The sequence below is a fragment of the Caproiciproducens sp. genome (assembly GCF_053840905.1).
The window spans coordinates 45090-58046 of sequence record NZ_JBNLXQ010000014.1 but is presented as its reverse complement, the minus strand read 5'-3'; the positions used below and the strand labels follow the sequence as shown (position 1 = coordinate 58046).

The 12957-nt window shown below is 57.0% G+C and carries 13 protein-coding genes and 1 other annotated feature; all 13 genes read right to left on the bottom strand.

The window, feature by feature from the left end; genetic code table 11:
- Positions 1–180 precede the first annotated feature (180 nt).
- Positions 181–813, bottom strand: a complete 633-nt coding sequence (locus tag ACQGQ5_RS13385) for a hypothetical protein (protein WP_455736992.1) — start codon at positions 811–813, stop codon at positions 181–183.
- 255 nt (positions 814–1068) lie between these two features.
- Complete coding sequence (locus ACQGQ5_RS13380) at positions 1069–1494, bottom strand: hypothetical protein (RefSeq protein ID WP_455736991.1); 426 nt, start codon at positions 1492–1494, stop codon at positions 1069–1071.
- 109 nt (positions 1495–1603) lie between these two features.
- Positions 1604–2638, bottom strand: a complete 1035-nt coding sequence (locus ACQGQ5_RS13375) for a hypothetical protein (RefSeq protein ID WP_455736990.1) — start codon at positions 2636–2638, stop codon at positions 1604–1606.
- A 256-nt stretch (positions 2639–2894) separates the two neighbouring features.
- Positions 2895–3377, bottom strand: coding sequence for a Cys-tRNA(Pro) deacylase (gene ybaK, locus ACQGQ5_RS13370; protein WP_455736989.1), 483 nt, complete (start codon positions 3375–3377; stop codon positions 2895–2897).
- Positions 3378–3408: 31 nt separating this feature from the next.
- On the bottom strand, positions 3409–4815 hold the full coding sequence (gene cysS / locus ACQGQ5_RS13365) for a cysteine--tRNA ligase (RefSeq protein WP_455736988.1): 1407 nt from the start codon (positions 4813–4815) through the stop codon (positions 3409–3411).
- Complete coding sequence (cysE, locus tag ACQGQ5_RS13360; protein ID WP_455736987.1) at positions 4802–5464, bottom strand: serine O-acetyltransferase; 663 nt, start codon at positions 5462–5464, stop codon at positions 4802–4804. The genes cysS and cysE overlap by 14 nt, the downstream gene beginning before the upstream one ends.
- Positions 5465–5505: 41 nt before the next feature.
- Positions 5506–5710: a binding site (T-box leader), on the bottom strand.
- A gap of 115 nt (positions 5711–5825) precedes the next feature.
- A complete protein-coding gene (gene pgsA, locus ACQGQ5_RS13355; RefSeq protein ID WP_455736986.1) occupies positions 5826–6425 on the bottom strand; it encodes a CDP-diacylglycerol--glycerol-3-phosphate 3-phosphatidyltransferase in 600 nt (199 codons plus the stop codon).
- Positions 6422–7768: a 30S ribosomal protein S12 methylthiotransferase RimO gene (rimO, locus tag ACQGQ5_RS13350; protein ID WP_455736985.1), complete on the bottom strand. Its 1347-nt coding sequence runs from the start codon at positions 7766–7768 to the stop codon at positions 6422–6424. Before rimO ends, pgsA begins: the two co-directional genes overlap by 4 nt.
- The gene (locus tag ACQGQ5_RS13345) at positions 7769–8380 is read right to left on the bottom strand and encodes a regulatory protein RecX (RefSeq protein ID WP_455736984.1); all 612 of its coding nucleotides are present in this window, start codon (positions 8378–8380) and stop codon (positions 7769–7771) included.
- The gene (gene recA / locus ACQGQ5_RS13340; protein WP_455736983.1) at positions 8380–9489 is read right to left on the bottom strand and encodes a recombinase RecA; all 1110 of its coding nucleotides are present in this window, start codon (positions 9487–9489) and stop codon (positions 8380–8382) included. Before recA ends, ACQGQ5_RS13345 begins: the two co-directional genes overlap by 1 nt.
- A gap of 137 nt (positions 9490–9626) precedes the next feature.
- Positions 9627–10457 carry a peptide chain release factor N(5)-glutamine methyltransferase gene (gene prmC / locus ACQGQ5_RS13335; protein ID WP_455736982.1) on the bottom strand — a complete coding sequence of 277 codons (831 nt, stop codon included), beginning with the start codon at positions 10455–10457 and terminating at the stop codon, positions 9627–9629.
- A 46-nt stretch (positions 10458–10503) separates the two neighbouring features.
- Complete coding sequence (locus tag ACQGQ5_RS13330; protein WP_455736981.1) at positions 10504–11463, bottom strand: DUF1385 domain-containing protein; 960 nt, start codon at positions 11461–11463, stop codon at positions 10504–10506.
- On the bottom strand, positions 11456–12925 hold the full coding sequence (locus tag ACQGQ5_RS13325) for an ATP-binding protein (protein ID WP_455736980.1): 1470 nt from the start codon (positions 12923–12925) through the stop codon (positions 11456–11458). Before ACQGQ5_RS13325 ends, ACQGQ5_RS13330 begins: the two co-directional genes overlap by 8 nt.
- Positions 12926–12957 lie beyond the last annotated feature (32 nt).

The window sequence follows — 12957 nt, the reverse complement described above, 5'->3', positions numbered from 1 at the left end:
CAAGAAAAGCTTGCACCAGCAGTTGCAATTACAGACAATACAGACAGTAATGCAAACAGAACTTTTTTCATTGAATATAGCCCTCCGTAAAACAATCTCTGTTCTCCGCTGAATAAACAGGCTATATCCGCTACGCTAATGGATCTGGCTGCAAACCTGATTTTTTCCGAATGAAATGCGCTAGATGCTGGAAATTCTGCGGTTCAGCGCGTCAAGCGTGGCTTTTACGACCGCAGAGCTGGCATCGTCGCCGACAAAGGAGCTGCCCAGACAGCGCTCCACGCTGTTTCTGAAATTGACCGCGATACAGACGGCAACCGCTTTCCCTTCGGTAAGGTCAAACAGCTTTACATCTATAGGGGAAAGCGACATATCCGGCTCTATAAAGTTGGAAACCGCGTTCAGGGTCGCCTGGCAGATCATTTTATTGACGTCCACGCTGTCGTTTAAAGCGGAGGCTTCCCCGCTGAAGGTGGATTCTCCGTCGCAAAGGGAAACGGCGGCCGTAGAACGGTTCTTGCTTTTTGCAATGCTGATCTCTTCAAAGACGAGCCTGTCCTTTATTTTCCGGCTGTTTTCCGACGGAATCTGAGCGATACTGATCAGCTTATGGTCAACCGTCGTATCGAACCGTACCAGGATGGCCGACTGTATGTCGCGCGCGATCTGTTTTGGCGAGCGGCTCATATCGGAAAGAACATGAATTTCAGTGATCGTGTCACCGGACTGGACAATGCTGGATTTGATTACGCCCGGCAGCTTGTCTATCAGATCGGAATATTCCTTTGCCGCCGTGCTTTGACTGTTCTCCATTTGAGAACCTCCCGATTTTTAAACTGTCTGTGCAGAAACATCTGACCATCTGCGCCATTAGGATTGAATGAAAGCGTTTTCTACATATTCACTCAAATTATATTAAATTGCATCCTGTTTATCAATGCCTTTTGGAAATATTTTGAAAGATCGCCTGTTAAAATTTATAAAAAATACATCCCGCGGCAGAATCCGCGGGATGTACGGCAATATATGGCTGAGATTTCGTTCGGAACAGGGGAGGCCTGCCGCTTGTCAGGTTTTTTTAATAAATTCCGTCCGGCACACGGGACAGGTGATGCTGATTTTCCCTTTCCCTTTCGGAACACGCAGGATATTGGAGCAATGGGGACATTTATAGTACCGGTGGGTCTTTCTGTCCCTCATCCTGTACGCGGTGTTATGCGTCCGGCTGCGCAGCCGGTAAAACGTGCGGCGAAGGCGGTCCTGAACGGGGCTCCACCATTTCAGGAAACGGGTGTTTTCCTGATACCGCCTGCTGATATTTTTTGAAAACATCCTGTAAAAGCAAAACACAAGGGGAACATAAGCCAACAGCAGCAAAACCGGCAGCCTGAAAAGCTGCGCGATTAAGGACAGCAGCGCATAGAACACCGCCAGCGCAACGGAAAACTGATCGGTGCCGTACCTTCCCGTCATCATTCTTCTGAACCAATCCATCGGGCAATCCTCTTCCTTTATGGTACGGCCGGAAAGCTTTCCCAGCGTACCTCAATACTATGATTATAGCTCATAAGGATGAAAAATATCTAAATAAACCGTAAACTTTTTAAGCAAAGCGTACCTCCGGCATGGCGGCCAGCTCCGAAACCGTCGCGCTGTGCAGGTCGGCCAGGCGTCCGTCGGCCAGCCGGGCCCTTCCGTCCGCGCCGACAAACAGGTCCGTTCCGCACAGGATGGTGTTTCCGATATACCGTTCATCCCGATCCAGATCAAAAACGAACAGCGGTCCGCCCTTTTTCCCGCGTTTGGAACAGACGTATTTGTAAATCCTGTCCTCCAGTTCCCCATCGCCGCGCCCGGCGCTGACATAGCAGCCGAAAATACAGCCGCAGTCAATCATCCTCTGCCGGAATTCTTCGGAGGTCAGCCGCCGCGCGTTTTCACCGGTATAGCCGACGTGGAAGCCGTAGAAGCATTTCCCCGCGTGCAGCTGCCGCAGCGCGCAGTTTGCTTCATCCTCCCCGCAGCCCGCGGACATATCGACGGACAGAATCAGGTTCGGCGTTTTCATCAGCTGTTCCTTATTCCGGTCAAAGATAAAGTTGGGAGTCACCGCCGCGAAAAAACAGCATTCCTCATGATTCCGGCAAAGCTCCAGAAGCTGCGCCAGCCGTTCGGCGGAATCCCCGATCTGAAAAACGTAGGTATAGATGCCGAGGGAAACGGCGTCTGAAACGATTTCCTCCATCCGGCGCGGCTCCAGGGAAGCCGCATGGTCCGGACCGCATTCAAACCGCAGCAGCCACGGGAGCTTTCGCTTTACGGCGGCTTCCTTTGTCCGAAGGATCTCCGCCCCGTAATTCAGACAGCTGTACCCGAAATTCAGGCTGACGGTTTTGATCGTCTCCGCGTCAACATTCCGGATCATGTTGAAAATCAGCTTATAGTACGGATTATCGGGATTTTTCAAAACCTCGTGAGCGATCTCAAAAAAGCGCTTCTGAGCCGTCGTTTTTGAAAAATTGTCGCCCATATCCGCCAGATTGCGGATACTGCGCCGGGGGTCGGACCGGATGTCCCGGATCGCTTTTTCTATGACCGCGCCCACGGCGGTACGCATCATCTTATGTCTGTATTCCATTTTTTACGCTCCGTTTGCAAACCGATATTTTTACGGCGTCCGCCGGCTTCGGGTAAAAGTTTCGTTCCCGAAAGAAAATGCCGGCAGTATCACTATAGAATGGATTCCCGCGGAATAAAATAGACAGTTTCAGGTTTTGTCCTGTTTTTCGACAAACAGGGGGATATGTCTAAAAAGGAAGGGCTCCGGTAAGGCTTCTCCGCGCCCGCGCCAAAGGGGATTTCCCATGCAGAAAGCCGCGAACGCGAGCGGTGTCCTACAGGGTGAGCGCGGCCGTCTTTCCGCCGATAAACCGGAGCAGCTCCCGCGGCGCGACTTCCACCTGCGCGCCGATTTTTCCCGCGCTGACGATGATGGCCGGCAGCTGCTCGCAGCTGCTGTCAATCACCGTTTGGAACTGCTTTTTCATCCCGACGGGCGAACAGCCGCCGCGGATGTACCCGGTCACCCTGTTGATTTCGTCCACGCGGATCATTTCCACCGATTTTTCGCCCACGCTTTTGGCGGCTGCTTTCAGATCCAGCTCCTGCGCGACGGGGATGACAAACACGTAATATTCCCGGCCGGCCCCGCGGGTCACCAGCGTTTTAAAGACCTGCTCCACGTCCTGCCCCAGCTTGCGCGCCACGGAAACGCCGTCGATCTTTCCGTCCTCATGGTCGTAAAAATAGTGGTTGTACGGGATTTTTGCCTGATCCAGAATCCGCATCACATTCGTTTTGCTGTTGTCCTTTGCCATTCTCAATCTGCCTTTCGCCGCCGTAACGGAATTACTGCTCTATTTTCCATTTGATTCCCTGCGGAGTATCTTCCAGAACCACATGGCGGGCCTTCAGTTCGTCGCGGATTTTGTCCGCGGTCGCCCAGTCCTTGTTCTTTCGGGCCTCTGTGCGTTCCGCAATCAGCTTTTCGATTTCCTCGTCGAGCGCGGATTCCTTTTTGACATAGAGCAGTCCGAGCACGTCGGCAAGCTCCTGGAACAGGTTCAGCGCGAAACGGCACAGCTCCTTTGACGGCGCGGCGGAAACGTTCAGGCTCGAATTGATGTCGCGCGCCAGATCGAACAAAGCGGAAATCGCGTCGGCGGTGTTCAGGTCGTCCTCCATCGCTTCGATGAAGTGGTCCTCATACTCGCTCAGCCTGCGGCGGACGTCATGCTCGCCCTGCTTTTCGCCGGAGGGCGCGTGCTCCATCAGAAATTTCAGGTTGTCGCGGCAGTTGTAAAGCCGTTCCAGCGCCGCCTGGCACTGTTCGATGACCTCCGTGCTGTAATTGATGGGCGTGCGGTAATGCGAGGCGACCATCAGGTAGCGGATCGGCTCGTAGCCGTACCGTTCGGCGACGTCGCGCACCGTGAAGAAATTGTTGAGGCTCTTGCTCATCTTGCGGTTGTCCACGTTGATGTAGCCGTTGTGCATCCAGTAGTTAGCGAAAGGCGCGTCGTTGCAGCATTCGCTCTGCGCGATCTCGTTCTCATGGTGGGGGAAGATCAGGTCCTGACCGCCGCAGTGGATATCGATGGTTTTTCCCAGATAGCGGCGCGCCATGGCGGAGCACTCGATGTGCCAGCCGGGCCTGCCCTTTCCCCAGGGAGAAAGCCAGCTGGGTTCGCCCGGCTTGGAGCCCTTCCAGAGGGCAAAGTCCATGGCGTCCTCTTTGATTTCCCCGGTGGCGATGCGCGCGCCGGCCTGCAGGTCCTCCAGCGGCTGGTGGGAAAGCTTGCCGTAACCCGCGTCCTTTTTGGTGCGGAAATACACGTCGCCGTTCTCAGCAGGATAAGCGTAGCCCTTCTTAACCAGATCGGAAATAATGCTGATAATCTCGTCGATATTCTGGGTCGCGAGCGGATGGATGGTGGCGGGGCGGACGTTCAGCCCCTTCGCGTCGGTCTCGTACTCCTCGATATACCGTCCGGAAACCGTCAGGTAGTCCGTGCCCTCATCCTTTGCCTTATTGATGATCTTGTCGTCGATGTCGGTGAAGTTCTGGACGAAAGTCACCTTCATGCCGCGGTACTCGAAATAACGGCGCAGCACGTCAAACACACAAATCGGCCGCGCGTTGCCGATATGGATGTAATTGTACACCGTAGGGCCGCACGCGTAAATTTTGACTTCCCCCACAGTGATCGGAACGAACTCTTCCTTCCGGCGCGTCAACGTGTTATAAATTTTCATCTTCTTTTTCCTCTCTTTTTCCGAGCGCTTCTTCAAGCAGATTTTGTATGTTCTTCAGTCTTATTTCCATCTGGCAAAGCTCCTGCGCAACCGGGTCCGCAACGTGGATCTGGTCCAGGTTGCACGGCCGGACGCCGTTCAGACGGACGATCCGCGCCGGTACGCCCACCGCCGTGGCGTTGTCCGGCACCTCGTCCAGCACCACCGCGCCCGCCGCCACGCGGGCGTTGTTCCCTACGCGGAACGGGCCGAGCACCTTCGCGCCCGAACCGACCATCACATTGTCGCCGAGGGTGGGATGGCGCTTTCCGTGGTCCTTGCCGGTGCCGCCGAGCGTCACTCCCTGGTACAGCGTGCAGTTGTCGCCGATGACGGTGGTTTCGCCGATCACCACGCCCATGCCGTGGTCGATGAACAGCCCTTTTCCGATCTGCGCGCCGGGGTGGATCTCGATCCCGGTTTTATGCCGCGCCCGCTGCGATAAATACCGCGCGATGAATTTCATATTGTGCCGGTAAAACCAGTGCGCCCTGCGATAGGCACGGACCGCCTTGAAACCGGAATAAAGGAAATACACCTCCAGCCGCGACCTTGCCGCCGGGTCGCGGTCCATTACCGAATCAAGCTCTTCTTTCAGATTGTTAAACATACCTGCCTCCAATAAAAAAGCCGCCCACGTCCCCAAAAAGGGACGGAGGCGGTCATTGTACCGCGGTTCCACTCCGTTTTATCACTTATATCAGCGGGTAACGGCGCCGGCCGTGCGGAGATACTGATTTCCCCCCGCCTGCTCACGGATGCATTTCGCCGCCCGCCCGGCAAAAAGCGCTTCCAGCCCCGGCGCTTTCTCTCTGATGCCCGCACTGCGGTTACTTCTTCCGCTCAACGCATTTCAATCGTACTGATAATATAGCACGATTTTCAAAGAATGTGACAATAGTATATACCAAAATATTTGTGAAGTAAACCCCCGTCAAGGCCATGCCTTATCCTATCCTTTTTCGGTGAGTTTATTTTGTCGTATTGATGACCCCGATATTCTGCACGATATAAATTCCGCCGGAAAGCAGCGCGAAAAAGGTCGCGATCAGGATCAGGGCGTAGCCCACGCCGTCAAAAACCGCCGCGCACGGCACCCCGCCGAAGGTAAAGGCGGGAATCCATCCCATGGAAACCAGCTCCTCCGCGTACTGGAAAACCAGAATGGCGACGACCGCGATGATCTGGCTGACGGTCTTTGTCTTGCCCCAGTTATTGGCGGCGATCACAACGCCGTTGTCCACCGCGACCAGACGGATGGAGGTCACCATAAATTCCCGCGCGACGATCAGGATCACGCACCAGGAAGGGGCCAGCCTGAGGTCGACAAAACAGACGAGCGCCGACACCACAAGGATCTTGTCGGCGAGCGGATCGAGGAATTTCCCGAAATTCGTGATCTGGTTGTTCCTGCGGGCCAGCTTTCCGTCGTAGTGGTCGGTCAGCGCCGCGCCGGAAAACAGGATCGCCGCCCAAAGATAATGGTGCGGAACCCCGGGAATCAAAAGCACCGCTACAAAAAAAGGAACCAGAACAATGCGCAGAACGGTCAGCTTATTCGGCAGGTTCATTTCCTTTCCTCCTCCAATATGATTTCTCCGGTCAGGTCACAGTCGACGCATTCGGTTATTTTCACATCCGCAAAGCTTCCGGTTTTCGGCCTCGCACCCTTTGCGGTAAAGAATATTTTTCCGTCTATGTCGGGAGAATCGGCGTACGAACGGCCGAACCAGCATTCGGCGTAACGGTCGAACCCTTCCACCAGCACGCGGTAAGTCTTTCCGACCTGCTTTTCGCCCCACTCCTGCATGATGTTCATCTGGTCTTCCATAATCCGTTCCATCCGGCGGCTTTTCACGTCCTCGTCGATCTGGCCGGGCATTTCCGCCGCGGCGGTGCCCTCCTCCTGCGAATAGGTGAAACAGCCCAGCCGTTCAAACCGGATTTCGCGGATGAATTCCGCAAGCTCGGTAAAGTCCTCTTCGGTTTCTCCGGGAAAACCCGTAATCAGCGTGGTGCGCAGCACCAGGCCGGGAATTTTCTCCCGCATTTTATGGATCAGGGCGGTCAGCTCCGCGCGGCTTCCCGTGCGGCGCATCGCCTTTAAGAGCCTTTCGCTGCAGTGCTGGAGCGGCAGGTCCATATAGTTCACGATTTTCTCTTCCTGCGCAATGGTGGTGAGAAGCTCGTCGGTAATAGAGTCGGGATAACAGTACAGCACGCGGATCCAGGAAAGGCCGTCGATTTTACACAGCTCCCGCAGCAGCTTCGGCAGCCGGAGCTCCCCGTAAAGGTCCCAGCCGTAACGGGTGGTGTCCTGCGCGATCAGAATCAGTTCCTTCGCGCCGCCGCGGACAAGGTCTTTCGCCTCGCTTACAATATCCTCCTGTGTCCGGGAGCGGTAGGGCCCGCGGATGAACGGAATCGCGCAGTAGGCGCAGCGGTTGTCGCACCCTTCCGCGATCTTCAGATAAGCGAAATATCCCGGCGTGGACAGCCGGCGTTCGCCGCTGAGCGGCAGAAGCGTCTTTTCCGGAAAGCTTTCCACCTTTACGCCGCCGAGGGCTTTTTCAATCACCGCGGCAATGTCGCCGTCCGCGCCGATGCCTGCGACGGCGTCCACTTCCGGCAGCTCCTTCAGGATTTCCTCCCGGTAGCGCTCGGCCATACAGCCGGTAACGACGATCGCCCTGATTTTTCCCTCCGCCTTCAGCCTGGCAAGCTCCAGAATCTCTTCGATGGATTCCTTTTTCGCCGCGTCGATAAACCCGCAGGTGTTTACGATCGCGGCGTCCGCAAGAGCGGCGTCGTCGCGGATTTCATAGCCCGCCTTCTGCAGTGCGGCCATCATCATTTCGCCGTCCACCTGATTTTTGGCGCAGCCAAGGCTCACCAGTCCTACACTATATGCCATCTATTCGTCCTCGTTTTCAAATTGATTGATCGCGGCGCGGATATCGTCCCAGCCGTAGCCGAGCCTCTGCAGCGCGGCAATGCTCCTGCGGCGCCCCTTTTCGTCGCCCAGAAGCCGCCCGTACTTTTTATCGAGCAGTTCCCGGATCTTCTCCGCGGGATCGGGGGCTTTTTCGTCCAGAATCCGCTGTACAAGCTCTTCCTCGATCCCTTTTTGCAGCAATTCCCGCCGCACGCGCGAAGCGGAATAGCCTTTGCGGCGAAAGAGGTCGGCCGCCAGGTCCCGCGCGTATTCCCCATCGTTGACAAGGCCCAGCTCCGCCATATGCCGGGCCGCCGCCTCGGCCGCTTCCCGGGTGGTGACCCGGCTGATCTTATCGGCAAGCTCCTTCTGCGAATGGTTCCGGTGTTCCAGAAGATACAGCGCCTTTTCCCCGGCGCGCCGGCTGTCGCTCTCCAGAATCAGCCCGTGCAGCCGGTCGTCGTCGATTTCGCGGCCGGGCCGAAGACCCGACCTCAGAAGCGTTTCCGTGTCGATATTCGCAGCGAATTCTCCGTCCAGAAACAGCGCGGAAAGCCCCTTCCTGCGCGGTTCCACCGCCGTAATCAGCATCAGTCGTCCGCGGAGATGTCAATGTTCGCGGAACGGCCCCGGCTGCTCGTTTTCGCGGGCGCGGGGGGCGCGACCTCCACCGGCCTGACGGCGGGGGCCGCCGGAGCGGTCTTCGTGTAAAGCTTCCCCACGTTCTCCTTGACAAGGGCCTCCACTTCATTTGCAATATCGGCGTTTTCCGCCAAAAACGCTTTCGCGTTGTCGCGGCCCTGTCCCAGCCGCGTTTCCTTGTAGGAGAACCACGCGCCGCTCTTCTGGATGACCTCCAGCTTGACCGCAAGGTCCAGCAGCTCGCCTTCGCGGGAAATTCCCCTGCCGTACATCACGTCAAACTCCGCCTCGCGGAACGGCGGGGCGATCTTATTTTTTACGACCTTCGCGCGGGTGCGGGAACCGATCATCTCGGTGCCGTTTTTCAGCGTTTCGATCTTGCGGATATCGATTCTTACGGAAGCGTAAAATTTCAGCGCGCGGCCGCCGGGGGTCACTTCCGGGCTGCCGTACATCACGCCGACCTTTTCACGCAGCTGATTGATAAAAATGGCGACGCAGCTCGATTTGGAAATCGCGCCCGCCAGCTTGCGCAGGGCCTGGCTCATCAGGCGGGCCTGCAGGCCGACGTGGCTGTCGCCCATTTCGCCCTCGATTTCGGCGCGCGGCACCAGGGCCGCGACGGAGTCGATGACGATCACGTCGATCGCGCCGGAGCGCACGAGCGCCTCCGTGATTTCAAGCGCCTGCTCGCCGGTGTCCGGCTGGGAAACCAAAAGGGAATCCACGTCGACGCCCAAAGCGCGGGCGTACACGGGGTCCAGCGCGTGTTCCACATCAATAAACGCCGCGTTGCCGCCGTTTTTCTGCCCCTGTGCGATACAGTGGAGGGCAAGCGTGGTTTTACCGGAGCTTTCCGGCCCGTAAATCTCGGCGATACGGCCGCGCGGAAGGCCGCCGATCCCCAGCGCAAGGTCCAGCGACAGGGAGCCGGTCGGGATGGCTTCCACATGCATGGCCTCGTTCTGGCCCAGACGCATCACAGCGCCTTTTCCAAACTGCTTTTCAATCTGTGCCAGCGCCGTTTCAAGCGCCGCGTTTTTATCTGTTGCCGCCATTTTCCCCTCCGGTTTATGACAGGCCGCGGCTGTGCGGATTTCCCCGCCGCGCGGCCTCAAATTTTTTATCGTCTAAAAAATTATACCGTATTCCCCGCCGAAAATCAAGACGGGGAAAGAAAAATTCGAACAAATGTTTAATTGCTTTTCCGGATACCCGCGACGACCCGGTCAAAGCCGTTAAAGTCTTTGACCACCCGGATTTCAGACAGGCCGGCGTTTTGAAAAAGGCGGGCCACCGGTTCGGCCTGCCCTTCGCCGATCTCTGCCGCCGCCGCGCCGCCGGGCTTCAGCTTCGGCAGCCAGATCGAGGCGATCGCGCGGTAAAACAGCAGTCCGTCCTCCCCCCCGAAAAGCGCCGTGCGCGGTTCCCGCCGCACCTCGGGCTGGAGCGTTTTTATCTCGTCGGCGGCCACGTAGGGGGGATTGGATACGACGCAGTCAAAGGAAGAAAAACGCGCCGCGCTTTCGGGGTTTAAAACATCCGTTTGCACGGATTTCACCTGACGGAGCCCGGTATTTCTGATATTGAGGTCGAGATAGAAAAGCGCCTCGCCGTAAAGCTCCGCCGCGAGCACGGACGCGCCCGGAAGAAGGGAAGCAAGCCCCAGCGCCACCGCGCCGCTTCCGGAGCAGAGGTCGAGGATTTGCGGGTTTTCCCCGCCGTGCAGCAGCTCCGCCGCCGTCTGGACCAGAAGCTCGGTTTCCTCCCGCGGGATCAGCACGCCCTCGCCGACCGCAAGCGTAAGCCCCAGAAAGGGCCAGCTGCCCAGAATATACTGCAGCGGCCTGCCGCCCGCGCGTTCGCGCGAAAGGCGGAGATATTCCTCCGTCTTCTGCTCTTCGGCCGGTTCCGCGGCGTGGACGATTCTTTTCTGGCGGTCAAGTCCGAACACCTTCTCAAACAGGCAGGAGGCGTCGAACGCGGGGCTTTCGACCCCCGCGCCGGCCAGTATGTTTTTTCCCATCCGGTATGTTTCGCCCAATGTCAAGCTGTCCGCACCCGCTTTTCTTTTATTCGCCGATCTTGATTTTGTCCTCGCCGTTTTCCGGAATGACCTGTTTCATGGCTTCGATCGCCACCTCGATCATGCCGTCGTCCGGTTCCTTGGTGGTAATCCGCTGCACCCACAGCCCCGGGGCGGCAATAACGCGCGTGAAGGCGTTGTCGTGACGGCCGCACAGGCGGATAAATTCGTAGCCGACGCCGACGATGAGCGGGACGCACAGAATTTTGACAAACGTCCTGACAAACGGATTGCCGAACGGAATGAAAAATCCCACGATAATGCTCAGGAGCAGCATAATAACCAGAAAGCTTGTCCCGCAGCGCGGGTGGAACCGGCTGTGCTTGCGCACGTTTTCGACGGTGAGCTCCTCGTCGTTCTCATAGCAGAAGATGGTTTTATGCTCCGCGCCGTGATACTGGAAAAGCCGTCTGATTTCCGGCATCCGGGAACAGAAATAAATGTAACCGATAAAAATCGCAATTCGCATGGCTCCCTCGATCAGGGAACGCCACGGCGCTATGGCCGGGCCGGCCGCGTAGTCGCGGACAAGATTGAAAAGGATCGTCGGCAGGAAGAAGAACAGCCCCACCGCCAGCAGAAGGCCCAGCACGGTGCTCGCCGCCATAATCGCGTTCATCATTTTATCGCCGAAGGTCTTTTCGACCCATTTGTCAAATTTGGACGGTTCCCCGTCCTCTTCCAGCCCCGCCTTGTCCACGGAATAGGAAAGCGCCTTGTACCCCACGGAAAGCGAATCGATAAAGCCCGCGATCCCGCGCAGCAGCGGCAGGCGCAGGACGGAATGCTTATCCCGCATCGGGCTGCCGCCCATTTCCTGCGTGGAGACGGAGCCGTCGCTCACGCGCACGGAGGCGACCGTTTTTTTCGGACCGCGCATCATGATTCCCTCCACCAGCGCCTGTCCTCCGATGGACGTGATGCATTTTGTCTTTTCTCTAGCCATTCTTTTCGGAATTCCTTTCTTCGTTTATTGTCTCGTCGGTCTGCGGCTGGGTTTCCAGCTGTTTCAAGGTCGGTATAAAGATGGTGACGGCGGTCCCCACGTTTTCATGGCTCTCGATCTCCAGGCTGCCGGAGTGGAGCTTCATGATCTCGTCGGCAAGCGCAAGGCCGATTCCGGAACCGCGGATGGTCTGGTTCGCCTTGTAGAATTTCTTTTTTACCTTCGGAAGATGCTCCGCCGGAATCCCGCAGCCGTTGTCGCTGATGACGACGCGGATAAACCCGCCGGACTCCGTCGCGGTCACGCTGATGGTGCCGCCCTCTTCGGTATATTTCAGGGCGTTGTCGATGATATTGACAAACACCTGCCGCAGGCGGTTGATGTCGCCCAGAACGGGCGAAAGCATAGCGGGCTCCTCGTAAAGCAGGAATTTATGTTCCATGTTGGCGCGGTCGCTGAACATATAGACCGCCTCCCCCAGCTCGGCGAGAATGTCGATCTTGTCCATGGTCAGCGTCATGCGCCCGCTCTGCATCCGGGAGAAATCCAGAAGCTCCTCCACGATCCCGGACAGGCGCTCCGATTCGCGGATAATGATGCCCATGCCGCGGTCCAGCGTCTCCTTGTCGTTCCCGCCGCCCTGCATGGTCTCCGCCCAGCCCTTGATGGCGGTCAGCGGCGTGCGCAGCTCGTGGGACACCGAGGAGATGAAGTCGTTCTTCATTTTTTCGGCGGCGCCCAGCTCGTCGGCCATGTCGTTGATGGTGTCGCAGAGCTGGCCGATTTCGTCGTCGTTGCTTTTTTCTATTCTGGCCTTAAAGTCACCCTGCGCGATCCGCTTGGCGGTCGCGCCGATTTCCTTGATCGGCGTAATAATCGAATTCATAAAATAATAGCTCGAAACAATCACGAACAGAATGATCAGAAGCCCCGCGAGGATCAGGGACCCCAGAATAATGGCGACCTGCTTGTCGGCTTCCTCCAGCGAAACCACATAGCGGATGGCACCCACAAAGCCGCCCTCGTTGTTGCGCATGACGCGCGTAACGGCCATCACCTTTTCCCCGCTGGTCAGGCTGCCCGTCCAGGTGCCGTAGCCCCCCGTGCTTTCCAGCGCCAGCTTATAGTCCGGCATGGGCTGGCTTTCGTCCGGCGCAAAGCCCACCGAGGTAATGATGATCTTTCCGTTGGAGTTGAACACCATCAGCTCCATGCTCTCCTTATTGGGGAAGTTTTCCACATAATTGCGGGCGGCGGTGCTGAATTCCTGCGGCGATTTCCTGCCGTAATCCGCGAACACGTTGGTCAGCTCGTCGGAGCGGCTGCTCAGCGCCGTCTGGATCCCGTTGTACACATAGCCGCGCACAACATAGGAAAGGACGAGAATCAAGGTAACCAGAATGAGCAGAATGACACCCAGACTGTTTAAGAGCCAGCGCCTGGTGATGCCGTTCGTTCTCATGCCGATTTCCCCTTTCCTTAACGATCGTTGAT

What these genes read in the sequence shown, in the direction of transcription:
- ACQGQ5_RS13325 (WP_455736980.1), bottom strand. Translation starts at nt 12,925, where the DNA reads ATGAGAACGAACGGCATCACCAGGCGCTGGCTCTTAAACAGTCTGGGT.
- cysE (WP_455736987.1), bottom strand. Translation starts at nt 5,464, where the DNA reads ATGTTTAACAATCTGAAAGAAGAGCTTGATTCGGTAATGGACCGCGAC.
- rimO (WP_455736985.1), bottom strand. Translation starts at nt 7,768, where the DNA reads ATGGCATATAGTGTAGGACTGGTGAGCCTTGGCTGCGCCAAAAATCAG.
- ACQGQ5_RS13345 (WP_455736984.1), bottom strand. Translation starts at nt 8,380, where the DNA reads ATGCTGATTACGGCGGTGGAACCGCGCAGGAAGGGGCTTTCCGCGCTG.
- ACQGQ5_RS13330 (WP_455736981.1), bottom strand. Translation starts at nt 11,463, where the DNA reads ATGGCTAGAGAAAAGACAAAATGCATCACGTCCATCGGAGGACAGGCG.
- ACQGQ5_RS13375 (WP_455736990.1), bottom strand. Translation starts at nt 2,638, where the DNA reads ATGGAATACAGACATAAGATGATGCGTACCGCCGTGGGCGCGGTCATA.
- recA (WP_455736983.1), bottom strand. Translation starts at nt 9,489, where the DNA reads ATGGCGGCAACAGATAAAAACGCGGCGCTTGAAACGGCGCTGGCACAG.
- ACQGQ5_RS13380 (WP_455736991.1), bottom strand. Translation starts at nt 1,494, where the DNA reads ATGGATTGGTTCAGAAGAATGATGACGGGAAGGTACGGCACCGATCAG.
- ybaK (WP_455736989.1), bottom strand. Translation starts at nt 3,377, where the DNA reads ATGGCAAAGGACAACAGCAAAACGAATGTGATGCGGATTCTGGATCAG.
- cysS (WP_455736988.1), bottom strand. Translation starts at nt 4,815, where the DNA reads ATGAAAATTTATAACACGTTGACGCGCCGGAAGGAAGAGTTCGTTCCG.
- prmC (WP_455736982.1), bottom strand. Translation starts at nt 10,457, where the DNA reads ATGGGAAAAAACATACTGGCCGGCGCGGGGGTCGAAAGCCCCGCGTTC.
- ACQGQ5_RS13385 (WP_455736992.1), bottom strand. Translation starts at nt 813, where the DNA reads ATGGAGAACAGTCAAAGCACGGCGGCAAAGGAATATTCCGATCTGATA.
- pgsA (WP_455736986.1), bottom strand. Translation starts at nt 6,425, where the DNA reads ATGAACCTGCCGAATAAGCTGACCGTTCTGCGCATTGTTCTGGTTCCT.